The sequence below is a fragment of the Streptomyces sp. 1114.5 genome (assembly GCF_003635085.1).
Lineage (GTDB): Bacteria > Actinomycetota > Actinomycetes > Streptomycetales > Streptomycetaceae > Kitasatospora.
In genome coordinates this window covers 3,195,413-3,219,745 of record NZ_RBXE01000001.1, presented here as the reverse complement: position 1 = coordinate 3,219,745, position 24,333 = coordinate 3,195,413, and the positions used below count along the sequence as shown (strand labels likewise).

General features: G+C 70.9%; 24 protein-coding genes. 11 read left to right on the top strand and 13 right to left on the bottom strand.

Translation table 11 applies throughout. From position 1 onward, the window contains the following. Positions 1–90: 90 nt before the first annotated feature. Positions 91–990 carry a dihydrodipicolinate synthase family protein gene (locus BX285_RS14240; RefSeq protein ID WP_121175321.1) on the bottom strand — a complete coding sequence of 300 codons (900 nt, stop codon included), beginning with the start codon at positions 988–990 and terminating at the stop codon, positions 91–93. A 72-nt stretch (positions 991–1,062) separates the two neighbouring features. On the opposite strand from BX285_RS14240, the gene BX285_RS14235 reads away from it, so the two are divergent. After that, positions 1,063–1,953 carry a LysR family transcriptional regulator gene (locus tag BX285_RS14235; RefSeq protein WP_121175320.1) on the top strand — a complete coding sequence of 297 codons (891 nt, stop codon included), beginning with the start codon at positions 1,063–1,065 and terminating at the stop codon, positions 1,951–1,953. 196 nt (positions 1,954–2,149) lie between these two features. On the opposite strand, the gene dnaE is transcribed toward BX285_RS14235, so the two are convergent. The 4 genes from dnaE to BX285_RS14215 form a co-directional block, all read right to left on the bottom strand. Then, a complete protein-coding gene (gene dnaE, locus BX285_RS14230; RefSeq protein WP_097238309.1) occupies positions 2,150–5,683 on the bottom strand; it encodes a DNA polymerase III subunit alpha in 3,534 nt (1,177 codons plus the stop codon). Between the two features lie 140 nt (positions 5,684–5,823). Next, complete coding sequence (locus BX285_RS14225) at positions 5,824–6,522, bottom strand: hypothetical protein (protein WP_121175319.1); 699 nt, start codon at positions 6,520–6,522, stop codon at positions 5,824–5,826. Between the two features lie 161 nt (positions 6,523–6,683). Next, positions 6,684–6,938 carry a hypothetical protein gene (locus tag BX285_RS14220; RefSeq protein ID WP_121175318.1) on the bottom strand — a complete coding sequence of 85 codons (255 nt, stop codon included), beginning with the start codon at positions 6,936–6,938 and terminating at the stop codon, positions 6,684–6,686. Next, complete coding sequence (locus BX285_RS14215) at positions 6,938–7,303, bottom strand: ATP-binding protein (protein ID WP_121175317.1); 366 nt, start codon at positions 7,301–7,303, stop codon at positions 6,938–6,940. Before BX285_RS14215 ends, BX285_RS14220 begins: the two co-directional genes overlap by 1 nt. A 265-nt stretch (positions 7,304–7,568) precedes the next feature. Between BX285_RS14215 and BX285_RS14210 the strand changes: the two genes are divergently transcribed. From BX285_RS14210 to BX285_RS14185, 6 genes are all read left to right on the top strand, one after another. Beyond that, positions 7,569–8,432 (top strand): helix-turn-helix transcriptional regulator, encoded by an 864-nt coding sequence (locus tag BX285_RS14210; protein WP_121175316.1) that lies wholly within the window; start codon positions 7,569–7,571, stop codon positions 8,430–8,432. Then, the gene (locus tag BX285_RS14205; RefSeq protein ID WP_121175315.1) at positions 8,425–8,616 is read left to right on the top strand and encodes a DUF397 domain-containing protein; all 192 of its coding nucleotides are present in this window, start codon (positions 8,425–8,427) and stop codon (positions 8,614–8,616) included. The genes BX285_RS14210 and BX285_RS14205 overlap by 8 nt, the downstream gene beginning before the upstream one ends. A 66-nt stretch (positions 8,617–8,682) precedes the next feature. Then, positions 8,683–8,874 carry a DUF397 domain-containing protein gene (locus tag BX285_RS14200; protein ID WP_121175314.1) on the top strand — a complete coding sequence of 64 codons (192 nt, stop codon included), beginning with the start codon at positions 8,683–8,685 and terminating at the stop codon, positions 8,872–8,874. Between the two features lie 96 nt (positions 8,875–8,970). Further along, complete coding sequence (locus tag BX285_RS14195; protein ID WP_121175313.1) at positions 8,971–9,402, top strand: VOC family protein; 432 nt, start codon at positions 8,971–8,973, stop codon at positions 9,400–9,402. Positions 9,403–9,554: 152 nt separating this feature from the next. Next, positions 9,555–9,959 (top strand): hypothetical protein, encoded by a 405-nt coding sequence (locus BX285_RS14190; protein ID WP_143685816.1) that lies wholly within the window; start codon positions 9,555–9,557, stop codon positions 9,957–9,959. 22 nt (positions 9,960–9,981) lie between these two features. Continuing rightward, the gene (locus BX285_RS14185; protein ID WP_121175312.1) at positions 9,982–10,413 is read left to right on the top strand and encodes a hypothetical protein; all 432 of its coding nucleotides are present in this window, start codon (positions 9,982–9,984) and stop codon (positions 10,411–10,413) included. 109 nt (positions 10,414–10,522) lie between these two features. Here the strand turns inward: BX285_RS14185 and BX285_RS14180 are convergent, their stop codons facing one another. Further along, positions 10,523–11,092: an RICIN domain-containing protein gene (locus BX285_RS14180; protein WP_097238296.1), complete on the bottom strand. Its 570-nt coding sequence runs from the start codon at positions 11,090–11,092 to the stop codon at positions 10,523–10,525. Positions 11,093–11,604: 512 nt separating this feature from the next. Between BX285_RS14180 and BX285_RS14175 the strand changes: the two genes are divergently transcribed. Then, entirely contained in the window at positions 11,605–12,255 is a 651-nt protein-coding gene (locus BX285_RS14175) for a hypothetical protein (protein ID WP_121175311.1), read from the top strand. A 41-nt stretch (positions 12,256–12,296) separates the two neighbouring features. On the opposite strand, the gene BX285_RS14170 is transcribed toward BX285_RS14175, so the two are convergent. Continuing rightward, complete coding sequence (locus BX285_RS14170; protein ID WP_121175310.1) at positions 12,297–12,959, bottom strand: MOSC domain-containing protein; 663 nt, start codon at positions 12,957–12,959, stop codon at positions 12,297–12,299. 279 nt (positions 12,960–13,238) lie between these two features. On the opposite strand from BX285_RS14170, the gene BX285_RS14165 reads away from it, so the two are divergent. From BX285_RS14165 to BX285_RS14155, 3 genes are all read left to right on the top strand, one after another. Beyond that, positions 13,239–14,018, top strand: coding sequence for a VOC family protein (locus tag BX285_RS14165; RefSeq protein WP_097238293.1), 780 nt, complete (start codon positions 13,239–13,241; stop codon positions 14,016–14,018). Between the two features lie 106 nt (positions 14,019–14,124). Beyond that, entirely contained in the window at positions 14,125–14,721 is a 597-nt protein-coding gene (locus BX285_RS14160) for a hypothetical protein (protein ID WP_147465158.1), read from the top strand. 68 nt (positions 14,722–14,789) lie between these two features. Next, complete coding sequence (locus BX285_RS14155) at positions 14,790–15,332, top strand: HEAT repeat domain-containing protein (RefSeq protein WP_121175308.1); 543 nt, start codon at positions 14,790–14,792, stop codon at positions 15,330–15,332. A 62-nt stretch (positions 15,333–15,394) separates the two neighbouring features. Here the strand turns inward: BX285_RS14155 and BX285_RS14150 are convergent, their stop codons facing one another. The 6 genes from BX285_RS14150 to BX285_RS14125 all read right to left on the bottom strand — a co-directional run bounded on the left by BX285_RS14150 (position 15,395) and on the right by BX285_RS14125 (position 24,285). Further along, the gene (locus BX285_RS14150) at positions 15,395–16,522 is read right to left on the bottom strand and encodes a sugar MFS transporter (protein WP_121175307.1); all 1,128 of its coding nucleotides are present in this window, start codon (positions 16,520–16,522) and stop codon (positions 15,395–15,397) included. A gap of 130 nt (positions 16,523–16,652) precedes the next feature. After that, positions 16,653–17,387 (bottom strand): HAD family phosphatase, encoded by a 735-nt coding sequence (locus BX285_RS14145; protein ID WP_121175306.1) that lies wholly within the window; start codon positions 17,385–17,387, stop codon positions 16,653–16,655. Positions 17,388–17,542: 155 nt separating this feature from the next. Further along, complete coding sequence (locus tag BX285_RS14140) at positions 17,543–19,270, bottom strand: carbamoyltransferase C-terminal domain-containing protein (protein WP_121175305.1); 1,728 nt, start codon at positions 19,268–19,270, stop codon at positions 17,543–17,545. 534 nt (positions 19,271–19,804) lie between these two features. Next, positions 19,805–20,383 (bottom strand): dienelactone hydrolase family protein, encoded by a 579-nt coding sequence (locus BX285_RS14135; RefSeq protein ID WP_097238287.1) that lies wholly within the window; start codon positions 20,381–20,383, stop codon positions 19,805–19,807. Between the two features lie 141 nt (positions 20,384–20,524). Next, the gene (locus tag BX285_RS14130; RefSeq protein WP_097238286.1) at positions 20,525–21,451 is read right to left on the bottom strand and encodes an ABC transporter permease; all 927 of its coding nucleotides are present in this window, start codon (positions 21,449–21,451) and stop codon (positions 20,525–20,527) included. Continuing rightward, positions 21,448–24,285 (bottom strand): alpha/beta fold hydrolase, encoded by a 2,838-nt coding sequence (locus tag BX285_RS14125; RefSeq protein WP_121175304.1) that lies wholly within the window; start codon positions 24,283–24,285, stop codon positions 21,448–21,450. The genes BX285_RS14130 and BX285_RS14125 overlap by 4 nt, the downstream gene beginning before the upstream one ends. Between the last annotated feature and the right edge of the window lie 48 nt (positions 24,286–24,333).

Sequence of the window (24,333 nt, the reverse complement as noted above, 5' to 3'; positions counted from 1 at the left end):
CCTGTCTACAGCCGCACTCCGCCCATCATGCCTTGTCACGCGGGTGGTGCGACCTGGTATTCCACGGTGTGAGAGCGACGACGGACGAACCTAGTGGTCCAGACCATTCACCAGCGCCAGCGCAGCCCCCACCTCCGCCTCCCCCGCCGGCAGCAACGGCAACCGCACATCCGGCGTCGGAATCCGCCCCTGGGCGTGCAGCACGCCCTTGGTCACCGCCGGGTTCGGCGCCGTGAACGCCGCCAGCGCCAGCCGGGTCAGCCGGTGCCCGAGCGCCCGCGCCCGGTCCGCGTCCCCGGCCTGCCAGGCCTGCGCCAGCTCCACGAACCGGGCGGTGGCCAGCTGGGCGGAGGCGAGGATGCCCCCGGCCGCACCGAGCGCCAGCGCCGACGACAGGTAGGCGTCCTCGCCGGTGAGGAAGGCGAAGCCCTCGGGGGCGTCGGCCAGCAGTTCCACGCTCGCCTGGTCCAGCCCGCCGGTCGCGTACTTGACGCCCACCACCCCGTCGATCGCGGCGAGTTCGCGCAGCGCCGCGGCGGAGAGCTCCTGCCCGGTGCGGTACGGGATGTGGTAGACGAGCAGCGGCAGCGGGCTGCTCGCGGCCAGCGCCCGGAAGTGCGCGACCGTCCCCGCCTCGCCGGGCCGTACGAACGACGGGACGGTGACCAGCGCGGCCGCCGTGCTCGGCACCCGGGCGGCGAGCACGTCCAGCGCCTCGGCGGTCGCCCGGGTGTCGCCGCCGAAGGCGCCGACGATCAGCTGCGCCCCGCGCCCGGCGCAGGCGGCCGCCGCGACCTCCACCACCGCGTCCCGCTCCTCGGCCGTCAGCGCGGCCGGCTCCCCGGTGGTGCCGAGCGCGACCAGCCCGGCCGCACCGGCGTCCAGCGCCTCGTGCGCGATCTTCTCCAGCGCGTCCAGCGCGACCGTGCCGTCGGCGGCGAAGGGAGTGACCAGGGGGACGTAGATGCCCTTGAGTTCCGTGCGTTCCATGCCCACGATCCTGCGGTCGGCGGACCGGCCGGGTCCAGTTCACATTTCCGACGCTTCTCGTAAGCTGAGCCGATGCTCGACGTCCGACGCCTGCGCCTGCTGCGCGAACTCGCTCACCTCGGCACCATCGCGGCCGTCGCCGAGGCGCTGTCCTTCAGCCCTTCGGCGGTGTCCCAGCAGCTGTCCGTCCTGGAGAAGGAGGCCGGCGTCCCCCTGCTGGAACGCACAGGCCGGCGGGTTGCCCTCACCCCGGCCGGGCGCGGCCTGGTCCGGCACGCCGAGTCGGTGCTCGCCCTGCTGGAGCAGGCCGACGCCGAACTCGCCCACGCCAAAAAGGGGTTGGCCGGCCCGCTGCGGATCGGCACCTACCCCTCGGCGGCCCGCGCGATCATCCCCGCCCTGCTCGCCGAACTGGCCGGCTGGCACCCGGGGCTGGAGCCGATGGTCACCGAGGTCGACCCGGCCGCCGTCGGCGCGGCGCTGCGCGCGGGCGAGCTGGACGTGGCCCTGGTGCACGAGTACGACCTCGTCCCGGCCGAGCCGGAGCCCGGCCTCGCGGTGACCCGCCCGGTCTTCACCGAGCCCATGTACCTGGCCGCCCGCGCACCGGGCACGATCGCGGAGCAGCGCGGCGAACCGTGGATCATGTCCCCGCCCGGCACGCTCTGCCACAGCATGACCGTCCGCGCCTGCGAGGCGGCGGGCTTCGCCCCCCGGATCCGGCACCAGATCGACGACTTCACCACCGTCCTGGCCCTGGTCGCCGCCGGGCAGGGCGTCGCCCTGATCCCCCACCTCGGCGCCACCCAGCCCCCGCCCGGCGTCGTCCTCACCCGCCTCCCCGTCTACCGCCGCACCCACGCCGCCTTCCGCGCGGGCGCCGGCTCCCACCCCGCCATCTCCGCCTTCGTCTCCGCCCTCCACACCGCCGTCCCCCCGGCCCTCATCAACGGCATCCCCTGACCCCGCGCCCTCCTCTTTCTCCCTCCCCCCAAACGAAAGTTCCCCGCGCCCTCCTCCCCTCCCCTCCCCTCCCCTCCGCGCCCGTTCTCCCTCCCCCAGACGAAAGTTCCCCGCGCCCGAAAGGGGCGCGGGGAACTGCGCGAAGCGGAAGGCCACTACCCGCACTCAGGCGTCAACAGCCCTCTCACACCGCGAATCACACCGCCAGGCAGCTGGGCCCGAGCAACTGCTTCAGATCCCCGAACAGCGCCGGATCCGACTTCACCCGGTGCCGGTCCAACCGCAGCACCGTCGTCTTGTCGCGGCCCTCCAGCCGCACCCGCACCTCGGTCGTCCCCCGGTGGCTCCCCAGCACCTCGCCGAGCCGGGCGACCAGCGGCGGGGTGATCTTCCCGCTCGGGATGTTGATGGTGATCGGCGCTTCGGCGTGCGCGTTGGACAGGTCGGGAACGGACAGCTCCATCCCCATCAGCCGCGGCACGTCCTCCCGCTTGTCGAGCTTGCCCCGCACGAACACCACCGCGTCCTCGACCAGTTGCGAGGACACCAGCTGGTAGCTCGCCGGGAAGAACATGCAGTCGATCGAGCCGGCCAGGTCCTCCACGGTGGCGATGGCCCAGGCGTTGCCCTGCTTGGTCATCTTCCGCTGCAGGCCCGAGATGATGCCGCCGATGGTGACGATCGACCCGTCGGGCCGTTCCGCGAGGTCGGCGACCGCGCAGTCCGCCTTGTCGGCGAGCACGTGCTCGATGCCGTGCAGCGGGTGCGAGGAGACGTACAGGCCGAGCATCTCCCGTTCCTGGGTGAGCAGGAAGGACTTCTCCCACTCCTCCTCGGAGAAGACGACGTCGAGCCCGAAGCTGGGTTCGTCGGCTTCGGCGTCGCCGCCGAACAGGTCGAACTGCCCCTCGGCCTCCTTCCGCTTCACCCCCACCACGTTGTCGATCATCGGCTCGAACTGTGCGCTGAGCCCCTTGCGGGTGTGCCCGAGCGAGTCGAAGGCGCCGGCCTTGATCAGCGATTCGACGGTCCGCTTGTTGCAGACCACCGATTCCACCTTGTCGAGGAAGTCGGGGAAGGAGGAGAACTTCCCCTTGGTCTTCCGCGTCCGGATCATCGACTCGACGACCGGCCCGCCGACGTTGCGGATGGCGGTGAGCCCGAAGCGGACGGTGTCGTCACCGTGCGGGGTGAAGTCCGAGTCCGACTCGTTGACGTCCGGCGGCAGCACCTGGATGCCCATCTTGCGGCACTCGTTGAGGTAGACCGCGGACTTGTCCTTGTCGTCCTTGACGGAGGTGAGCAGGCCGGACATGTACTCGGCCGGGTAGTTGGCCTTGAGGTAGGCCGTCCAGTACGAGACCAGCCCGTACCCGGCGGTGTGCGCTTTGTTGAACGCGTAGCCGGAGAAGGGGACCAGGACGTCCCACACGGCCTGGATCGCCGCGTCGGAGTAGCCGCGCTCGCGGCAGCCCTTCTGGAAGGGGACGAACTCCGCTTCCAGGATCTCCTTCTTCTTCTTGCCCATCGCGCGGCGCAGCAGGTCTGCCTGGCCGAGCGAGTAGCCGGCGAGGATCTGGGCGGCCTTCTGCACCTGCTCCTGGTAGACGATCAGGCCGTAGGTGGGCCGCAGCACCTCCTCCAGGGGCTTCTCCAGCTCCGGGTGGATCGGGGTGATCTCCTGCTGGCCGTTCTTGCGGAGGGCGTAGTTCGTGTGGGAGTTGACGCCCATCGGGCCCGGCCGGTAGAGGGCGAGGACGGCCGAGATGTCTTCGAAGTTGTCGGGCTTCATCAGCCGCAGCAGCGAGCGCATGGGGCCGCCGTCGAGCTGGAAGACGCCGAGCGTGTCACCGCGCGCCAGCAGCTCGTAGGTCGGCTTGTCGTCCAGGGGCAGATCAAGCAGGTTGATCTTGATGCCCTTGTTCTTCTCGATCGCCTTGACGGCGTCGTCCATGATCGTCAGGTTGCGCAGGCCGAGGAAGTCCATCTTGAGGAGGCCGAGGCCTTCACAAGTCGGGTAGTCGAACTGCGTGATGGTGACGCCGTCGGTGTGCCGGGTCCAGACCGGGATGTGGTCGGTCAGCGGCTCGGCGGACATGATGACGCCGGCCGCGTGCACGCCGGGCTGGCGGATCAGGCCCTCGATGCCGCGCGCGGTGTCGATGACCTTCCGGACGTCCGGGTCGTTCTCGTACAGGCTGCGGATCTCGCCGGCCTCGCTGTAGCGCGGGTGGCTCGGATCCGTGATGCCGGAGAGCGGGATGCCCTTGCCCATGACGTCCGGCGGCATCGCCTTGGTGATCCGGTCGCCCATCGCGTAGGGGTAGCCGAGGACGCGCGAGGAGTCCTTGATGGCGGCCTTCGCCTTGATGGTGCCGTACGTGACGATCATGGCGACCTTGTCGGAGCCCCACTTCTCCGTCACGTAGCGGATCACGTCACCGCGCCGGCGCTCGTCGAAGTCGATGTCGACATCGGGCATGGAGATGCGCTCGGGGTTGAGGAAGCGCTCGAAGATCAGGCCGTGCGGGATGGGGTCGAGGTCGGTGATGCCCATCGCGTACGCGACCAGCGAGCCGGCCGCCGAACCACGACCGGGGCCCACCGCGATGCCCTGACTCTTGGCCCACATGATGAAGTCGGCGACCACGAGGAAGTACGCCGGGAACCCCATCTGGATGATGGTGTCCATCTCGTACTCGGCGAGCTTCTTGTGCTCCTCGTCGTACCCGTTCGGGAAGCGCCAGTCCATGCCCTCCCAGACCTTGGACTTGAAGAAGTCCGCCTCGGACTCGAAGCCCTCCGGGATGGGGAAGCGGGGCATGAGGTTCTTGAACTTGAACATGCCCTCGGTGTCGACGCGGGAGGCGACGAGGAGTTGGCTGTTGCGGCAGCCCTCCTGCCAGGCGTCCGAGGAGTCCAGCGCGTACATCTCGGCGGCGGACTTGATGTAGTAGCCGGTGCCGTCGAAGCGGAAGCGGTCCGGGTCGGAGAGGTTCTTGCCGGTCTGGACGCAGAGCAGCAGGTCGTGCGCGCCGGCGTCGGCCTCGGTGGTGTAGTGCGAGTCGTTGGTGACGACGGGGGGGATGTTCAGCTTCTTGCTGATCTCCAGCAGCCCGTCACGGACCCGCTTCTCGATGTCGAGGCCGTGGTCCATCAACTCCAGGAAGTAGTTCTCCTTGCCGAAGATGTCCTGGTAGTCGGCGGCGGACTTCAGCGCCTCGTCGAACTGGCCGAGCCGCAGGCGGGTCTGCACCTCGCCGGAGGGGCAGCCGGTGGTGGCCATCAGGCCGCCGGACAGCTCGGAGATCAGCTCCTTGTCCATCCGGGGCCACTTGACGAGCCAGCCCTCGGCGTAGGAGCGCGAGGTCAGCTTGAAGAGGTTGTGCAGGCCCTCCTTGTTGCGGGCCCAGATGGTCTTGTGGGTGTACGCGCCGGACGCGGAGACGTCGTCCTTCTTCTGGTGCGGCTGGCCCCACAGGATGCGCTTCGTGTTGGAGCGGGACTCCGGGGCGACGTACGCCTCGATGCCGATGACGGGCGTGATGCCGGCGTCGGTGGCCTGCCGGTGGAACTCGGCGGCGCCGTACATGTTGCCGTGGTCGGTCATCGCCACATGGGTCTGGCCCAGGCGCTCGACCTCCTTGAACATCTGCTTCAGCCGGGCGGCACCGTCCAGCATCGAGTACTCGGTGTGGACGTGCAGATGCGCGAACGGCTGGTCGCTCAAGGCGGGGCCTCCGGGGAATCTGGTGCTGGTCTGGTGGGCCGGCGAACGTGCAGGTCACAGGGCGGAAAGGCCTGGAAATGGATGTGGCCCGGAACACCTCACGGGGTCCGGACCATCACTCACACGTTCACGCGTCTACCTTAGCCCCCTCGAACTGGTTTCCCCTCGGCGGGAGAGGTCGCCGAGCTCAGCCCGGCGAGTCGCGCGGCGGCGGCTTCCCTGACCTCCGGCGCCTCCAGCGGATCGTCCCGGAGGTACGCCAGGCGGTCCCGTACATGAGGGCGGTCGGGGGCGTATTCGGCCCCCAGCAGACGGGCTTGCGCCTCGCAGTCCCACAGTGACTCGGTGTACACCTCGGCCAGCCCGAGGGGGTTGATCGCCGCCAGCGCTTCCAGATACGCGGGCCGCTCGTGAGAGTGCGGCGTGTAGAGCCAGAAGCGGCGCAGCAGCGAGGCGGCGCCGGCGGCCTCGCTCCCGTACCGGGCCAGACCGCGAGCCAGCGCGGCCGGGCCGGACCAGGCCTGGTCCACCCAGTGCTGCTCCAGGGCGTCCAGCAGCTCGGGCAGCGGCCGGGGGTCGACGATCGGCTCCGGCGCGCTTCCCGCCTCCGGCACCAGCGCGCCCCCGGGCAGCGCCAGGTCCCGGATGAGGCGTGCGAGGTAGATCGACCGCTGGTCGAGCTTGGAATCCCACCGCCAGTCCCAGCGGAGGCACCCGTGCACGAGGTCGGCGGCCGCAGCCGGATCCTCCTCCGCCATCCGCGCACCCAATCCCCGGCCACGCTGAAGGAGCCCGGGGAGCGTCCCCGCCGGCGCGTACTCGTATCTCCGCTGTGCCATGACCCCAATCGTGCCCGCAGCCCCCGACGCACGTGCGGCGGGGGCTGGCGGGGGTCACGCGTCCTCGTCCTGCGGCGGCGGAGCCGCGCGGAGGGCGGTGACAACGCCCAGGGCGACGGTGGCGAACGCGAGGGCGAGGAGGACGGCGAAGGCGGCGGCGATCAGAAACCGCACGGGTCGTCGTTCCGGTCGGCGTCGAGGAGGAGGGTGAGGAGGTTCAGGAGGGTCGAGACCGGCGCCGTGTTGAACCGGACGAGGACGCGGCCGTCCAGGGTCTTGTCCGTGGTGGCGGAGGGCCAGACCAGCCCGAACTTCTGCCCCCGCTCGTGGAGTTCGGCGAGCAAGGCGCGGACGTGGGCATCGGAGAAGGACTGGACGCGCGGGTCGGTGGGCTTCATCGGGTAGCGGCGCTTCATCAGGCGGCGTCCTTCTGCAGCTCGAACCACACGGACTTGCCGCGCTCCTGGGCGTCGACACCCCACCGGTGCGTGAGCCCGGAGACGAGCTGGAGCCCCCGCCCCGCCTCCGCGAAGAGATCAGGCGTCCCGGGCGAGGGCGGGATCGGGCTCTCGTCCGCCACGGACACGCGGAGGGTGTGGTCGATCGAGATGATCTGGATGATCGGCGCGGGCGTCCCCCCGTGCCGCCAGGCGTTCACGAGGAGTTCGACCAGCGCGAGCTGCGCGTCGAAGATCGTGGAGGGCTCCCACCCGACACGGGTCATGGTGTCGCGGAGGGACTGACGGGCGATGGCGAGCGAGGGCGTGTTGAGGTGACGCATGGGACTTCTCCCGAGGCGTGAGTGAGGGAAGAACCGGCGGAACACATGTCGCCGTGAGCCAGGCCAGGCGAAAGGGCATGGCTGCTCTGCGGTGCTTGCTAGCAGGCGTTACTGACGATCCGTCGGATCGATGTGAGATCGACCATAGCGCAGGTGAGTATCTAATTTTCCACCCTTTGCGGAAACTTCCCCCTACGGTGGTAACGGGTGGACCGACGCTCGAAGCGCGCGGCAGACTGACCACACTGACCTTCGGAAGGGACCTATGCCTCCACGCTCCAACCCAACACTCCGCCAGCGCAGGATTGGAACCGAGCTCCGGCGGATGCGCGAGCGGGCTGGCTACGGAGGTTCGGAACTCGGCCGCATCGTCAGCATGACTCCCGCCCAGGTGACCCAGATGGAATCCGGGCGGATCGGCATCAGCATCGACCGTCTCCGCACCATCGCCTCCGCATGCAACTGTGCGAATCCGTCGCTGATCGACGCCCTCGCCGAGATGATCTCCGAGCGTGGAAGAGGCTGGTGGGAGGAGTACCGCGAGGTCCTGACGACAGACTTCCTCGAAGTCGCCGAGATCGAGAGTTACGCAACAGCGCTCTCCACCTGCACGACCACCTATATCCCGGGGTTGTTGCAGACCGGCGCATACGCCTCCGCTGTCTTCACGCGGGTCTATCCGCCGTTGTCCCGCGCCGAGATCGACGTCCGCACGGCCTTTCGGATCCAACGCCAGCAGATAGTCCGGTCAGGCAAGACGCCTCTCCAAGCGTTCATCCACGAAGCCGCGCTCCGGATGCAGTTCGGTGGGCCCAAGGTGCTTGCCGAACAACTCGATGCACTTATCGATGACTCCACGCATCCCGGGATCTCAATCCGTGTAGTGCCCTTCGCCGTCGCCACCTTCCCCGGTGCTTCCGAAAACCTCACGTTCGCCAAAAGCCCGATCCCCGAACTGGACACCGTCCAGATGGACGTCGCGCAAGGCGTGCTGTTCTTCGACTCCCCAGCAGACCTGGCCATGCATCGAACCATCTTCGACCGCATGGACGCCCTGGCGTTCTCCAACGAGAAGTCGCGGGATCTCATCCGATCAGTCAAGAAGGAAGCGGAAGACAGCTATGCCTGAGTCGAAGTGGCAGAAGTCCAGCTACAGCGGCGCGACCAACGAGTGTGTTGAGGTCCGGACCGTCAACGGCGCGGTCGAACTCCGCGAGTCCGACCAAGGCGAAACCATCCTCCACACCACCCCCACCACCTTCGCCGCCCTCCTCCAGGCCACCAAAGCCGGCGAATTCGACCACCACGCCTAACACTTCGCCCCCTCGCTCTCACCGAGCGAGGGGGCGTACCATCGGCCCCCAACCCAGGAGGCCAACGTGACCAACACCGAGTGGCAGAAGTCCACCTTCAGCGGATCCACGGAGTACTGCGTGGAGATCCGCACGGTCGACGGGGAAGTCGAACTCCGCGAATCCGACGACGCCCACACCATCCTCCGCACCACCCCCGCCACCTTCGCCGCCCTCCTCCACGCCACCAAAGCCGGCGAATTCGACCACCACGCCTAACACTTCGCCCCCTCGCCCTCCCCGAGCGAGGGGGCCAAGGGTTGTCCCGTAACTAATCCTTGGCAGCGGGATCAGGGCCTCTGTTACTGTGCGCCGATGTCAACGATCAAGCAGTTCCAGGTGACCTTCGACTGCGCGGAGCCTGCCCGCCTCGCCGCCTTCTGGTGCGAGGTGCTGGGGTACGTCGTACCTCCGGTCCCGGAGGGCTTTGCCACGTGGGAGGAGTACCACCGCACGCTGCCGCCCGAGGACGAGATCTACTTCGCGTGCACTGATCCGTCGGGTGTGGCCCCGCGCCTGCTCTTCCAGCGCGTTCCCGAGGGCAAGGTCGTCAAGAACCGGGTGCATCTCGATGTGCGGGCCGGCGCCGGGCTCGTGGGTGACGAGCGCCTGGCCACGCTCGAAGCCGAATGCGCGCGGCTGATGGCGCTCGGCGCGAAGCACGTGCTGACGCAGCGCGCCGATGGCGTCAACGAGTCGTGCATCACGATGCAGGACATCGAGGGCAACGAGTTCTGCCTCGACTGATTCTCCTCCGGGACTGCGGGGCTAAGACCCTGTGGACACCCCGTGAGCGGAATCGTGGTTCTCTCTTCTGGCGGATGTGATGCGTGCTCATCACCGGTGCACCAGACTCCCCCCTCGGTGCCCCCGGACTGTCGGGGGCGGACGGGAGAACCATGCGATTGACCAAGCGCCTGGCCACGACCGGCGCGGCCGTGAGTCTGGCCGCCGCCGGCCTGGTCGGTCTGACCGCCACTGCGGCTCACGCCGACGGCTGTACCAACCTCAGCACTCGCTACCAGGCGGTGATCCACGTCTGCGCTCACCAGGACGGCTACCCGGGCTGGGTGGGCATGAGCTACAGCGTGCTGACGCCTGGCAGCACCGATGAGCGCGTCTGGTTCAAGGTCGAGTCGAGCTCCGGCGAGAAGTACTTCTCCGGCAACGATGTGCAGGAGCCCAACTGGAGCCTGGGCTACACCAGCGGCAGCCTCACCGGCGGCTACATCCGCTCCGTCGAGGTGTACACCACGGAGTCCGGCGTGCAGGACAGCAACAGCTACTTCCCGGTCTACCACTGAGCGCTGAGCGAGGAGAGAGACGATGAAGAGCATGATCAAGCGACTCGCCGGCACGGGCGCGGCGCTCGGCCTGGCCGCGGCCGGTGTCGTGGGACTCGGTGCGGGTGCGGCGCACGCGGACGGGCAGCGCTGCGCGGAGCTGGACACCAGGTACGGTGCGCGGATCTCGATGTGCGCCTACGTGGTCAACGCGAACTACCTGAAGATGAGCTACAACGTGCTCCAGCGCGGCAGGACGGACGAGCGCGCGTGGTTCCAGGTCACCTCGCAGTGCGGGCAGTACCCGGGTGCTGAGGGGTCGTCGTACGACTGGTTCTCCGACAACGACTACAACACCACCTACGACACCTTCGAGAAGTGGTGCGACGTGCCGAACGGCGGCTTCAACGTCGCGGTCAAGGTCACCGAGTCGGGGAACGTCTCGGATTATCAGGGCGTCGTCTACCTGTACTGATCCGAGACCCGAGCGGAGTGGGCACGGCGCCCATCACGTGACCGCTGTGGCCCCGCCGTCCCGGATGCCGGGGCGGCGGGGCCGGGGCACGACGCCCCCCGTACGTCGCTTAGATGTTGGGGAAGACCGGGCGGTCACTGTCGGAGTGCTGCCAGCCCCATTGCTGGGTGATGCCCGCGCCCGCGTTGCGGCCCAGGGTCCACAGGGCGTAGGAGGAGCGCGGGCCGGGGGTGCCGACGTAGGTCAGGCAGGCGCCGGCGGCGTTGCACACGCTGCCGTCGGTGTCGAACGTCCAGCGCTGGTTCGCGTCGTTCGCGTTGCAGCCCCTCGCCTGGGCGCCCGGGCTGTCGGACGGGCTGTCCGGGAAGTGTCCCCACAGGCACCGGCCGTCGTTGGTGCTGTGGATCAGGCCGTCGGGGGCGACGAACCAGAACTGGTTCCAGGAACCGTCGCACGGGCGCAGCAGGACCGGGCGGCCGTCACCGTTGATCTGCCGGTACTCGTCCGCGCAGTAGTAGGTGCCGTTGGGGCCGCCGCTGGCCGGGCGGGCGAGCGCCACGAGGACGCCGTACGCGTAGGGCTGCGGGTTGATCGGGTCGGCCTGTGCGCTGGCCGGCAGGGCGAGGGCCCCGGCCAGGGCGAGCAGGGCGGTGGACAGGGCGGTGAGTATTCGTCGCATCGACGTGTTCCTTGACCTTCCGGTGGGTGATGGCCGCAGCGGACGGACGGCCCGGCTGCGGCGCCACCCACAGTGGAGGACTTCTTCGCCGCTGGTCAGCACAGGTCGGGCCCGGACAATCAATCCCGGAGAACGCCACCGCGGCAGGTACCCGGCGCGTCGGAGTGCGGACAAACAATCTTGCGGCTCTGACCAGGGCGAGAAACGGAAGTGGGCTGCGAACAACGCGCGTTGGACCCGCCCGCCGGACCGGTGGCCGGGTTCGCGGCCCAGGTGCGGGAGTGACGACGGTCGGCCGGGAACCCCACTTTCGCCACCACGAGCCGGCGGGTTCATCGTTCTGTGTCAGTGCTCTCGCCTCCCGCGCAGGAAGTCGGCCCGCCCGACTTCCTGCGCGGGAGTGGCCCACCCATCGCGTCGCGTACGATCCCCTGAAGATCGTTTACGGGGACACGAAAGGTAAGACGCACGTGCGCAAGTGGGGGATTCCGGCGGCAGCCCTGGTTCTGGGTGTGCTCGTTGCAGGGTGCGGGTCGAGCCAGGGGGACGGCGGCAAGCCGGCCGCCGCGCCGAAGTCGGAGAAGCTGGGGCCGGACACCGGGGTGCGGTACACGGAGGCCACCGTCCCCCGACTCGACGGACTGACCTGCACCGAGGGCAACGGCGGCTTCAAGTACGGCGACGACCTGGACATGATCGTCGCCGGGGTCGACGACCTCCCCGCCCTCAAGGAGGACAAGCGCGACGTCGAGGGAACCGCGTCGTGCTTCGGGAACCCCCGGATCACGATCAGCAAGGGGACGCACAGCGCGACGGTCCCTCACCTCACTGGCAAGACCAGCCTGTTCACCGCAGTCGCCGACCCTCAGAGCGCGCTCGACAAGTCCTTCGAGCGCAGCATGAAGCTCAGCAAGGACTACGGCCGTTCCCTCGTCGGCGAGCCGAAGACGTACTCCACCAAGGCGCTGGTGATGAAGTGCCAGCAGAACGTCACCGACGGCTTCCCGATGACGACGTGCTTCTGGGCGAACTACAGCGCGGTCGGCGAGGTCGACTTCTACCCGCCGAACAACCAGCACGTCCCCCTGGACCAGGCCGCGGAGCGCACCCGCGCCTTCGCCACCGGCGCCCTCTCCACCGAATCCGACACCGCCACCCCGTGACACCTGTGCCCCCTCGCCCCGACACCGGGGCAAGGGGGCGCCTACGCCCGGGTCCGCCGGCGGACCAGCTCCTTGATCTCCTCCGGCAGTGCGTCCGCCGCGAGCAGGCTCGGCAGCAGCTTCGGTTCGGTCGTCACCGCGCGGAACGACCCGGCCACCGTGACGTCGTGGTCCGGGCGGTGCACCACCTCCACCGGATCCCCCGCCCGCAGCTCGCCCGGCACGATCACCCGCAGGTAGGCGCCGGGCAGGGCGGCCTCGGTGAAGCGCCGGATCCAGCCGTCCCGCTCCAGCCAGCCCTGGAAGGTCCCGCAGGGGATGCGCGCGCAGGAGACCTCCAGGACCACCTCCGACCCGACCCGCCAGCGTTCGCCGATCAGCGCGCCGTTCACGTCCAGACCCACCGTGGTCAGGTTCTCCCCGAAGGAGCCGTTGCCCAGCTCCCGCCCCAGCTCGACCTCCCAGCCGTCCAGGTCCTCCCGGGCGTAGGCGTACACCGCCTGGTGGTCGCCGCCGTGGTTCTTCACGTCGTACACCCGGTCGCCCGCCAGGCCGACCGCGCCCGTGCCCCGGGGTCCGGGCGCGGACACCGCGACCGGGCCGTCCATCGGGCGCTTGTCGATGCCGGTCTGCCGGAGGCCCTTCCACGGGTTCGGACGGGGCCTGCCGACGTTGACCGAGAGCAGTCGCGCACGTGTGTCCATGCTTCCGACCGTACGGCGGCCACGCGGCCCGGTCGAACGGATTTGGCGGAGCAGCCCTCCGCCGCTCACCTCCCCCCGCCGGGGCCCGTACCGCACTGCACAGGAAGTCGGCCCGTCCGACTCCCTGTGCTGCACCAACAACTCCGAACACCCCGCCGCACACGGGAATTCGCCCCGCCCCCACTCACCGCCCCGCCACCCCCGACGGCGTGTCGAGTGGCGATTCCGCTGCCACGACGAAATCGTGACCGGCAGCAAACCCCACCAGAGAGGGTCAAAATGCCTGAAGTCACCACACCGTACGCCACCGGCACCCCGTGTTGGGTCGACCTGATGGCGAAGGACCAGCAGGCGGCGCTCGACTTCTACCGCGACCTGTTCGGCTGGCAGGGCCAGCCCGGCCCGGCCGAGTTCGGCGGGTACGCGGTCTGCGAGCTGGACGGCAAGGCCGCGGCCGGCATCGGCCCGGCGGCGGCGCCCGAGGGCATGCCGGAGCCGCCGACCGTCTGGACGAGCTACCTGGCCACCACCGATGCCCAGGCCACCCAGGACGACATCGTCAGCGCCGGCGGCACCCTGATCGTCCCGACCATGGACGTCGGCAACCTGGGCCGGATGCTGATCGCCGCCGACCCGCAGGGCGCGGTGTTCGGCGTCTGGCAGCCCGGCGAGTTCTCCGGCGCGCGGGTGGTCAACGAGGCCGGCGCGCTGACCTGGAACGAGCTGCACACCAGCGACATCTCGGCCGCGACCGCCTTCTACGGCGCGGCGTTCGGCATCGAGATCGAGCCGATGGAGGGCGCGGACTCCTACTGGGCCCTGCAGGTCGGCGGGCGCCCGGTCGGCGGCGCCACCCTCCTGGCCAACGACCCGCCCGGCACCCCGGCCCACTGGCTGACCTACTTCGCGGTCGACGACGTCGACTCCACCGTGGACGCCCTGATCAAGCGCAACGGTACGGTCCTCGCCCCGCCCTTCGACATGACGGCCGGCCGCATGACGGTCGTCGCCGACCCGCAGGGCGCCCCCTTCGCCATGATCAAGCCGACCCCCATGTAGCCCCCGCCCCCCGATGCACGCCCGCCGCCCCCTCGCGCCCACCGGCCCGAGGGGGCGCACCACGTGGTCCGCCCGCCCCCGTCCACGCTCCGACTACGCTCCCCCCGTGCAGACACCTTGGACGTCCACCGTGACGGCAGCGCTCCCCGCCCACCTCGCGGACGACGCACGAACCGTCGCCGGCGCGATGCCGGGGCCCCGCTGCACCCCCGGGGCCCCGTTCGCCGTCGACGTCCTCGGCGAGACCGTCGCGATCCCCCACCGGATCCACACCTCCGAACCACCGGCCGTCGTCCTGCCACAACTCACCGCGACCCAGCGGACGATCCTCCACTGCCTGTACTCCCGCCACTCCGACGGGCTGGTCCGCCAGCGCCACCTGGAGGAAGTCGTGGCCTCCACCGAGCCGTGGGTCGTCCCCTTCGTCCTGCGGCTGGCCGGCGAGTACGTCCTGGAGATCGTGTCGGCGATCCGCACCGGGCTCCCCGACCTGGCCGCCGCGGGCTCCACCCACCACGACCTCTACGGCGAGTTCATCGCCCGCAATCCCGGCTTCTTCGCCACGACCGAGCGCCGCGTGGTGAGCTACTGGGCGTGCTACCACCGTTGGCGCTACCCGGAGTTCGCGGCCTACCCCGGCGCCCTCCTGCTGGAAGCCCTGCGCCGGACCGCCCTCAGCCGACAGCCCCGCCCCGCCGCGTGACCGCCTGCTCGTCGGCGCCAACCGAAATCCCGTTGCCCCGCGACCCCGTACGGCCGGACACTCGCCCCATGCTCGGATTCGCACGGACCGACAACGAAGCCCTCGTCTCGTGCCTGGGCGACCCACAGCGCACCGTGGCCGCCTACCACGAACTGCTCCGCCGCCACGCGGACGCGCTCGACGCCATCCGCACCGGACTGTCCCACGCCGACCCGGCCGTACGGGAGGGCTGTTGCCGCCTCCTCGACCACCTGGTCGACACCGACTCGATGGACCTGCTCATCGCCATGGCCGACGATCCCGACGCCCGCGTCCGGATCGCCGCCTTCCACGCCCTCGCCTGCGACCGCTGCAAGGGCGACACCTGCGCCCCGGGCGCGGACCGGGTGCTCGACCCAGGCCTGCGGCACCTGGCCGACGACCCCGACCCGCAGGTCCGCACCCGGGCCGTCGAACTTGTCGGCAAGTTCGTCCACACCGATGCCCGCGCCCTCAACGCCCTGCAGGCCTCCCACGCCCAGGACCCGAGCCCGGCCGTCCGCAAGAAGGCCGGCTGGTACACCCCGGGAGGCGCGATCCACAGGCGCACCGCCCCGCGCGCGCTCAGCTGAAACCGCGCCCACGCTGGACGCGCAGGAAGTCGGCCCGCCCGACTTCCTGCGCGCAACCGCGACTACCGCCGAGCCACCCGCAGCCACCCGGCGAGCCCGAGGCAGAGCAGGCACGCCCCGGCCAGCACCAGCGGGATCACCACCGCCCCGCCCGATCCCCCGAGCGCCCCCACCACCGCCGGCACCACGGCATTGCCGAGCATGCAGCAGAGCGTCAGCACGGAGGTCGCCTGTTGCGGCACCTCCGCCACGCCGGAGACCCAGGCGATCAGCGTCGGCAGCACCGGCGCCATCGCCAGCCCGGCCAGCGGGTAGGCCACCACCGCGAGATGCGGTACGGCGGCCAGCAGCAACGCCGCGAGGGCCGCCGCCAGGTACCCGGGCAGGGTGGTACGGCCCGGCAGCCGCCTGGTCAGCTGCGGGACGACCAGGCGCCCGATGGCCATCCCGGCCCAGAACCCGGAGGCCGCGGTGGTCGCCGCCTGGGTGGTCCAGCCATCGCGCACCAGCTGGGTCGACTGCCAGGTGCCAATGCTGGTCTCCATGCCCGCGTACACCAGGCCCACCAGCAGGAACGGCAGCAACTCCAGCCCGACCCGCACGCGTTGACCACCCTGACCCGCGTCTTCTGGGCTCGGCTCGGCCTCGGGCACAGCGAGCACCGCCCCCGCCCGTCCGACCAGGAAGCACGGCAGCGCGCACACCGCCGCCGCCAGCGCGAGCAGCCGGATGTCCGTGTGCCCGACGGCCCCGGCGGCCAGCGGGCCCAGCATCGCGCCGATTCCGAAGACGGCGTTCAACCGGTTGACCATCACCACGCTGTTGCCGGCGAACCCGCGCGCGAACGCCGTGTTGAGGGTGAGCGCCAGCCCGCCGTACCCGATGCCGGTCACGGCCGCGCAGCCGAGGTAGCCGGCCCAGCCGGGGCTGACCGCCATCCCGGCCGCACCCGCCGCGAAGACGCCGAGCAGGACGGGTGGCGCCGCCCGGACGTTCAGCCGCCGCCCGAGCAGCCCGATGCCGACGGTGGCCGCGAGCGCGCCGAGGTTGTACGCGGAGACGACCCGCCCGACCTCGTGCGCGGCGCCGAACCGTTCCCGCAGGAAGGGCAGCGAGGCGCCGAGCGAGGCGGTGAGCACCCCCAGGACGAGGAACACCCCGAATGCCGAGACCGCCGCCGACCTCGCCATCACCGGCGCACCCGACTCCGTCCCAGCCGTCCCAGCCGTCCCAGCCGTCCCAGCCGTCCCAGCCGTCCCGACCGTCCCCTCCGACTCCGACCCCGCCCCCGCCCCCGCCCCCGCCGCGACCGGTACCGCCTCAGGCACCGTCGGGACCGACCGTGAGCGCGACGACCACCAGCCCGTCCGGGTCGGCCAATGTGATCGTCCCACCGGAGCGGTCCACCGCCAGCGCCGTGAAGTCCGCCACCGCCACCACCGCACCGGCCTCCACCAGAGCCCGCCCCGCGCCGGTCCCGCCGATCCCGACGCACACCGCGCCGGCCGCGACCGCCGAGCGGACCCCGCTGACGGAGTCCTCGAAGACCAGCGTGCGCTGCGGCCGGACCCCGAGCCCGCGGCAGGCGGACAGGTACGGGTCGGGGTGCGGCTTGCCCCGCTCGACGTCGTCCCGGGTGACCCGCACCCGGAAGACGTCGAGCAGGCCCAGTCCGCCGAGCGCGTTGTCGATCTTCCGGGTCCAGCTGCTGGTGGCCAGCCCGACGGGCACGCCGGCCTGCCGGAGCCGGGTGGCGAGCCCGTCGGCGCCGGGGACGGCCCGGTACGGGGCCTCCTCCTCGACGGTGTCCACCTCGGCCCAGATCGCCTTCCGGTCGGCGTCCGAGTGGTGCGGGAAGATCAGCCGCACCGTCTCGTCGCCGGTCCGCCCGTGGACGTACTCCTCGATCTCCGGGTCGGCCAGCACCCGGCCGTGGCGCCGAGCCACCGACCGCCACGCCTCCTCGATCACGGGCCGCGAGTCGATCAGGACCCCGTCCATGTCGAAGACGACGGCCTCGACCTCGTACCGCGTTCCGGCTGCCTGCGGCTGCATCGGTCTCCTCACTCGGCACTCACGCCATACGGTCTGACGATAGTTCAACTCTCACCGGCCGGAACGGTCAACTGGACTAGACCTCACAACCCAGTCCATCCGACCCGACCAAGCCGCCGGACAGGCCCTGAGCGACCTGCCCTGAGCGACCTGCCCTAAGCGACCTGCCCCGCCATGAACGCGTTCGCCGACTCCTTCCAGACCAGGTACACGTCGTCGACCAGCAGCAGGTCGACCACCTCGTCCATCAGCGGGTCGAGCGCATCGCGGTGCGACCCCACGATCGGCTCCTCGTGCTTGTTGAACGAGGTGTTCACCAGCGCCGCCTGCCCGCTGCGGTCGTACCAGGCCATCAGCAGCCCGTGCAGGAACGGGTCGTCCTGGGCCCGGACGATCTGCGGACGGGCGGTGTTGTCGACGTGCACCACGGCCGGGCAGGCCTTGGCGAAGGTCTCGTGGCAGTCGTACGTGATCGTCATGAACAGCGCCGACGGCTGGTCCGGCTCCCACCCCACGTAGCAGTCGGCCGCCAGGTCCTCGGCGGTGATCGGCGCGAAGGGCATGAACTCGGTACGGTTCAGGCGCTTGTTGAGCCAGTCGTTCATGGTCACGTCGGCGGTGCCGTAGATGACGCTGCGCCGGCCGAGGGCGCGCGGGCCGAATTCCATCCGGCCCCGGTAGGTGCCGATGACCTGGTCCGCGCCGAGCGCGGCGAGCAGGGTCTCCTGCATGCCCTCGCCGATCCGGCGGTAGCGCAGCCCGGGGTAGTCGTGCAGGATCTCCTCCAGCCGGCCCTCGGAGATGGCCGCGTCCGGCCCGAGCGCCATCGACGGCACCCGCGGGCGCTCGCCGGTCTCCCGGTGGGCCACGATCACGGCCGCCTGCAGCGGCAGCCCGCCGTCGCCCATCGGCGGCAGCACGTAGACGTTCCGCACACCCTCGGTGTCGAAGATCCGCTGGTTGAGCTTGACGTTGGCGAACACCCCGCCGGACAGGCAAACGTTGCCGCCGGGCACCTTGCCGATGTGCCGGGCCACCACGGCGGTCAGCAGGTTCTCCACGTGCCGCTGGGCCGCCGCCGCGACGTCGGCCGGGTCGTGCGTGGCGATCTCGCGCAGCAGTTCCTCGGAGTAGCCCTCGTAGGACGGCTGGTACCAGTCGCCGCAGCGGGCGCGGATCGCGCCGTTCTCCTCGACGTCGATCATCCGGCGCATCAGCGGAAGGAGCTTCTCCGGATCGCCGTTGGCGGCCAGACCGGTGATCTTGCCCTCGTGCCGGTTGGGGCGGAAGCCGAGCAGCTTGGTGATCCGGCCGTAGAAGTAACCGAGGCTGTCGATCGAGGTCTCGCGCTGCAGCACCTCCTCGCCGCCGGGGAAGTAGTGCGTGACGGTGAGGGACTGGAAGTCCCCGCGGCCGTCGCAGGTCACCACCAGGGCCTGATCGAACGGGGAGCAGAGGAAGGCGCCCAGGCCGTGCGACTCGTGGTGGTCGACGTGAACCACCTTGCCGCGCAGTCCGTTCTCCTCGATGAAGGCGTCGAACTCGCCGCGCTTCTCGCGGTCGTTCACGATTTCGTCGGATATCCGCTTGCGCAGGTGCGGAAGCGCCTCCGGGCGCAGTCGGGCCTCCTCCGAAATTCGGTCCACGTAGAGCAGCAGGTGCTTTTCCGCGCTGAATCCCGCCTGCCACCCGTAGGCCACCCGGTCGACCTCGGAAAGGGTGACCCCGGCCTCCTTCAGGACGTAGTCGATCGACTTCTGCGGCCAGGTCTTGTGGTCCTTGATCCGGGTGAACCGCTCCTCGCTGACGGCCGCGACGACGGTTCCGTCCTGGACCAGGCAGGCGCCGGCCAGGTCGTTGTTGGTGATTCCGAGAACAAGCATGCGTGCCGCTCCAATGCTTATGTCACACGGGAAATGACTCGACGGCATTTCCACGGATTCGCGAATCCGTGGATCCGGGGAGCCGGGGAAGGCCGGAGTGCACCGCGATGCTATGGAGATATTTCCCGGGAGATCAACGACGCCGTGGTCATTCCGGTCAACCTGATCCGCCGCCGGGCGGTGACGGACGGACGGCCGCCGGGTTAACAACAGTTCGTGGTTCGATCATCTGTGCTGGCCGCACGGGACGAGCCCGAGAAGAGGTCTGGACCACCCGGATCCTGATCACCGAGCGTAGCTGTCCGGAAACAGCCCTTCCGGCACGCGACCGGCACTTCCACCGCCTCCCGAGCGTCCCCCTGACGCTTCGCCACACCAGTTCACAGCAGTTCACAGCCGTACCACAGACCCCACCAACCCCCCGGTGACCAGCTGGAACACCACACGGGAACACCACCCCGGAAACGCCGGAGGCCGGACCGAAGCATCCGCTTCGGCCCGGCCTCCGCCGGCCCCGCCCGTACGACCCGTCCCTCAGTCCTCCAACTCCCCCAGGAAGTCCAGCGCCGCCGCCCAGGCCCGCTCCGCCGCCTCCGCGTCGTAGTCCGGGAGTTCCGGGTCGGTGAACAGGTGTCCGGCGCCCCGGTACCGGTGCACCTCCACCTCCGCGCCGGCCCGCCGCATCCGCAGGTACCAGGCGTTCAGCCAGTCCTCCGGCTCGAACGGGTCCGGCTCCGCGATGTGCAGCTGCACCGGGATCTCGGTGGCCGCGTCCTCGCGCAGGTCCGAGGTGCCGTGCAGGAGCAGCAGCGCGCGGGCCTTGTCGTCGGCCAGGGCCAGGTTCTGCGCGACGGCGCCGCCGAGCGAGAAGCCCGCGTACACCAGCCCGCCCTCGGAGAGCGGGGCCGAGGCGGTCACGGCCCGCCGCAGCAGCTCGTCGCGGCCGCCGATCTCCTCCTGGAACTCCTGCGCCTCCTCCACGGAGTCGAAGGTCCGCCCGTCGAAGAGGTCCGGGGTGTGCACGGTGTGCCCGGCGGCGCGCAGCCGGTCTGCGGCGGCCTGCACGGCGGGGCGCAGCCCGTAGGCGGAGTGGAAGAGGACGATCTGGGCCACGGTTCGGGTCCTTCACCAGGGGAGTCAGCTACCCACCCATGATCCCCCATGCCGTACCCGCCCCCACGACCCGACCGCGCCCGACCACAGCACGCCCCGGCCCACCGTCACTCCCCGGCCCACGGCCACGACCATGCCCGCCTACGACACCACGTCCTTGCGCGCGAACCCCCGGAACGCCAGCGCCAGCAGCACCACCGCGTACGAGAGTGACAGCGAGACGCCCTGCACCATGCCGCCCCATTCCAGCTGCGGCTGCAGGGCGTCCGCCCACGCGTACTGCCAGTGCGCCGGCAGCCACTCCCGCAGGTCGCCCAGCGCCGTGACGGCGTCCAGCACCCCGGTGATGATCGACGCGAACACCGCCCCGCCCACCGCGCCGAGCGGTGCGTCGGTCGCCGTGGACAGCCAGAAGGCCAGCGCCGCGATGACGATCTCGCTCAGGAAGACGAAGGCGACCGCGATCGCGATCCGGGGCAGCGCGTCCCCGGCCGGCAGGCTGACCCCGGCGGGCAGCTTGAGGTCGCCCCAGCCGTACGCCGCCGTCCCCACGGCCAGCCCGATCGCGGGCAGCATGACCACGGCGACCGCCGAGAACGCCAGGCCGACCGCGAACTTGCGCACCAGCAGCCGGGCCCGCGGCACCGGCGCGGCCAGCAGGTACCGCAGCGAGGACCAGCTGGCCTCGGAGGCCACCGTGTCGCCGCAGAACAGCGCGACCGGGATCACCAGCATGAAGCCGGTGCCCACGAACAGCATGGTGACCGCGAAGTTGGCGCCCGAAGCGGTGGCCAGGTCGATGAAGGTGGTCCGGTCCGGACGGCCGGGGGTGCCGCCGATCTGGAACGCGGCCAGGATGACGAACGGCATGGCGGCCAGCACCCCGCCGATCACCAGGGTGCGGCGCCGGCGCAGCTGCCGCATCGCCTCCACCCGCAGCGGCAGCGTCCGGCTCGCCCGGTAGCCCTCCGCGTGGTCCGTCGCCTGGTCGTCCGTGCGGGGGTCCTTCGCGCAGGCGTCCTTCGCGCGCGGGTCCTTCCCGTGGTCCTCCGACACCACGGTGCTCATTGCCCACCACCTCCGATCAACGACAGGAACGCGTCCTCCAACCGCCGCTGCGGCCCGGCGCTCTCCACCGGCACCCCCAGCCGCACCAGCTCCGCCAGCAGCTCGCTCGCCGCGAGCCCGTCCAGCCGTACCAGCAGCCCGTCTTCGACGGCCTCCGCCGAGCCGACCCCGGCCATCGCACCGACCTTCTCCACCACCGACTCCGGATCGCACGAGCCCGCGACACCGATCATCAGCAGCTCCGACGACCCGACGATCTCACCGACCGCCCCCGCCGTCACCAGCTGCCCACGGTCCATCACGACCAGGTCCGTACAGCTCTGCTCGACCTCGGACAGCAGGTGACTCGAAACGATCACCGTCCGCCCGCCGGCCGCGTACCGGATCATCACCTCGCGCATCTCACGGATCTGCGGCGGGTCGAGCCCGTTGGTCGGCTCGTCCAGGATCAGCAGGTCCGGCATCCCGAGCATCGCCTGCGCGATTGCCAGCCGCTGCCGCATGCCCTGCGAGTACGTGCGCACCGCCCGGTCCAGCGCCTCGCCGAGCCCGGCGATGGCCAGCGCCTCGTCGAAGCACGCGTCGGCCTCCGGCCGCCCGGTCGCCTGCCAGTACAGCCGCAGGTTGGCCCGCCCGGTCAGGTGCGGCAGGAAGCCCGCACCCTCCACGAACGCCCCGACCCGCGACAGCACCGGCGCACCGGGCCGCACCAGGTGCCCGAAGACCCGGATCTCCCCGGCGTCCGGTCGGATCAGCCCCATCAACATCCGCAGCGTGGTGGTCTTGCCCGCGCCGTTCGGCCCGAGCAGTCCCAGCACCTGCCCCCGTTCCACCCGGAAGCCCAACTCCCGTACGGCGTAGCGGTCCTGGGCACCCTTGTAGCGCTTGCTCAACCCGCTGATCAGCAGCGGCACACCCGCCAGCGCCGGATCGAACTCCGGTCCGGAAGGCCCGCCGGTCGCCCGCCCACGCCACAAGCCGCCCCGCAACCCGCCCCGCAGTCCGCCCCGCAGCCGCGGCGCCAGCACCAGCCCCGCCGCCACCACCACGGCGACCACCGGCAGCAGCCAGGTCCGCGAGGGCAGCGGCGCCGCCTCGGTGGCCAGCTCCTCGACGGTCGGCACGGTGACCGCCCCGGCCGGAGCGACCTGGTAGACGGCCGGCTCGACGGGCGAGGCGTACGCGAGATCGGTGCTCGCCAGCACGAGCCGCAGCCGGTGCCCGGCCGGGAAGGTGTGGTCGACCGTCGGCAGCGCCACCGTGACCGTCCGCCCCGCGTCCGCGCCGGTCACCCGCAGCGGGGCGGCCAGCTGCTGCGGCAGCACCGCCTTGCCGTCCGGCCCGACGTCGTACAGCTTCGCGAACAGCACCGCGTCCGCCCGGTCCGCCTTCACCCGCACCGGCACGGTCGGCTGTCCGGTCAGGTGCAGCGGCGAGTCCAGCGGCGCCGAGTCGAACGCGGCGTTCTGCCCGGGGAAGTCCAGCGACAGCCCGGCGCCCAGCGAGGACGCCTGGCTGAGCGCGCCGATGCCCGGCAGCGTCGAGATCCCCGGCGGCGCCCCGCCGGGCGGATTGGTGATCGTCTTCTCCCCGCCCGCCAGCTCGACGGACCGCGAGCCCGTCCCGCCCAGCCCGGGATAGCGGCCGGCGGTGGCCCCGCGCAGGACGGCCTGGAAGCCGGTCGAGTCCACCCCGCCGGTCCGGGTCACCCGGAACGCCGGTCCGGTGTCGTTCCCCCGGCCCTTCACGTAGTGGTCGAACCAGGCGGTCACCCGGTCGTCCACCCGGGCGCTGGTGTCCGTCCCGCCGTCGTGCCCGCCCGCGAACCAGTCCACCGCCACCGGCGCGCCGTTGGCGGCGACCGCCTGCGCGATCCGGTCGCCCTGGTCGAGCGGGAACAGCGAGTCCTGCTGCCCCTGCACCACCAGCGTGGGCGCCTTGAGCAGCGCCGCCACCGAGGACGGGCTGGCGGCGTCCAGCATCGCGACGGCCTCCGGATCGGCGTGCCCCGCGGTGGCGACCCGGTCGTACATCTGACACAGCGACTCCAGGAACCGCCCGCACCCGGCCTGCCCGTCCTCCACCGGCTTCGCGTCACCGCCCGCCCGCGGCGCACCGCCGGACGGCCCGAGACCGCCCGCCGAACCGGGGGCCACCGAGCCCGTGGTGAAGAAGATCCCGGCCCACAGCTTCTTGAACACGCCGTCCGCCGCGCCCGAGCCCTGCACGCCCTGCGGGAACAGCGCGTCGGCCAGGTTCCACCAGGTGATCTGGGTGGCCACCGCGTCGATCCGGCGGTCGGCCGCGGAGGCCAGCAGCGAGACCGCCCCGCCGTACGAGGCGCCGGTGATGCCGACCTTCGGGTCGCCGGGCCCGTCCAGCTGCACCTCGGGCCGCTGGGCCAGCCAGTCCACCAGGTGCCGGACGTCCTGGACCTCGCGGTCGGGCGCGTTGAGGCCGATCTTGCCGCCCGAACGCCCGAACCCGCGCGCCGACCAGGTCAGCACCGCGTACCCCTGCCGGGCGAGCTGCTCGGCCCGCTCGCGCTCGCCCTCCTTGGAGCCGCCGAAGCCGTGCGCGAGCAGCACCGCCGGTCGGGGGCTGCTGCCGGTGGTGAAGAACGAGGTGTCCAGCTGGATCTGCTCAGCGCTGCCGGGCGTCTCCGGCATGCTGAGGAAACGGTCCTCCTCACGGACCGTCTGCTCACCGCCGGACGCCACCGCCGCCGTACCGACCCCGGCCACCGCCACCAGGGCCACCGCACCCGCCAGCAGCCTGCGCCCGACCGTCGTACCCCGGCCGCGCCACCGACGCCATGCCCCACCGAACTCCATGGCCGCTGATCGTATCCGCCGTCCGGGTAGGCACCCGATAAAGCCACC

What these genes read in the sequence shown, in the direction of transcription:
- BX285_RS14165 (WP_097238293.1), top strand. Translation starts at nt 13,239, where the DNA reads ATGCCTGAAGTCACCACACCGTACGCCACCGGCACCCCGTGTTGGGTC.
- BX285_RS14125 (WP_121175304.1), bottom strand. Translation starts at nt 24,285, where the DNA reads ATGGAGTTCGGTGGGGCATGGCGTCGGTGGCGCGGCCGGGGTACGACG.
- BX285_RS14150 (WP_121175307.1), bottom strand. Translation starts at nt 16,522, where the DNA reads ATGGCGAGGTCGGCGGCGGTCTCGGCATTCGGGGTGTTCCTCGTCCTG.
- BX285_RS14130 (WP_097238286.1), bottom strand. Translation starts at nt 21,451, where the DNA reads ATGAGCACCGTGGTGTCGGAGGACCACGGGAAGGACCCGCGCGCGAAG.
- BX285_RS14190 (WP_143685816.1), top strand. Translation starts at nt 9,555, where the DNA reads ATGCGATTGACCAAGCGCCTGGCCACGACCGGCGCGGCCGTGAGTCTG.
- BX285_RS14220 (WP_121175318.1), bottom strand. Translation starts at nt 6,938, where the DNA reads ATGAAGCGCCGCTACCCGATGAAGCCCACCGACCCGCGCGTCCAGTCC.
- BX285_RS14170 (WP_121175310.1), bottom strand. Translation starts at nt 12,959, where the DNA reads ATGGACACACGTGCGCGACTGCTCTCGGTCAACGTCGGCAGGCCCCGT.
- BX285_RS14240 (WP_121175321.1), bottom strand. Translation starts at nt 990, where the DNA reads ATGGAACGCACGGAACTCAAGGGCATCTACGTCCCCCTGGTCACTCCC.
- BX285_RS14210 (WP_121175316.1), top strand. Translation starts at nt 7,569, where the DNA reads ATGCCTCCACGCTCCAACCCAACACTCCGCCAGCGCAGGATTGGAACC.
- BX285_RS14140 (WP_121175305.1), bottom strand. Translation starts at nt 19,270, where the DNA reads ATGCTTGTTCTCGGAATCACCAACAACGACCTGGCCGGCGCCTGCCTG.
- BX285_RS14225 (WP_121175319.1), bottom strand. Translation starts at nt 6,522, where the DNA reads ATGGCACAGCGGAGATACGAGTACGCGCCGGCGGGGACGCTCCCCGGG.
- BX285_RS14145 (WP_121175306.1), bottom strand. Translation starts at nt 17,387, where the DNA reads ATGCAGCCGCAGGCAGCCGGAACGCGGTACGAGGTCGAGGCCGTCGTC.
- BX285_RS14180 (WP_097238296.1), bottom strand. Translation starts at nt 11,092, where the DNA reads ATGCGACGAATACTCACCGCCCTGTCCACCGCCCTGCTCGCCCTGGCC.
- BX285_RS14205 (WP_121175315.1), top strand. Translation starts at nt 8,425, where the DNA reads ATGCCTGAGTCGAAGTGGCAGAAGTCCAGCTACAGCGGCGCGACCAAC.
- BX285_RS14215 (WP_121175317.1), bottom strand. Translation starts at nt 7,303, where the DNA reads ATGCGTCACCTCAACACGCCCTCGCTCGCCATCGCCCGTCAGTCCCTC.
- BX285_RS14195 (WP_121175313.1), top strand. Translation starts at nt 8,971, where the DNA reads ATGTCAACGATCAAGCAGTTCCAGGTGACCTTCGACTGCGCGGAGCCT.
- BX285_RS14235 (WP_121175320.1), top strand. Translation starts at nt 1,063, where the DNA reads ATGCTCGACGTCCGACGCCTGCGCCTGCTGCGCGAACTCGCTCACCTC.
- BX285_RS14155 (WP_121175308.1), top strand. Translation starts at nt 14,790, where the DNA reads ATGCTCGGATTCGCACGGACCGACAACGAAGCCCTCGTCTCGTGCCTG.
- BX285_RS14185 (WP_121175312.1), top strand. Translation starts at nt 9,982, where the DNA reads ATGAAGAGCATGATCAAGCGACTCGCCGGCACGGGCGCGGCGCTCGGC.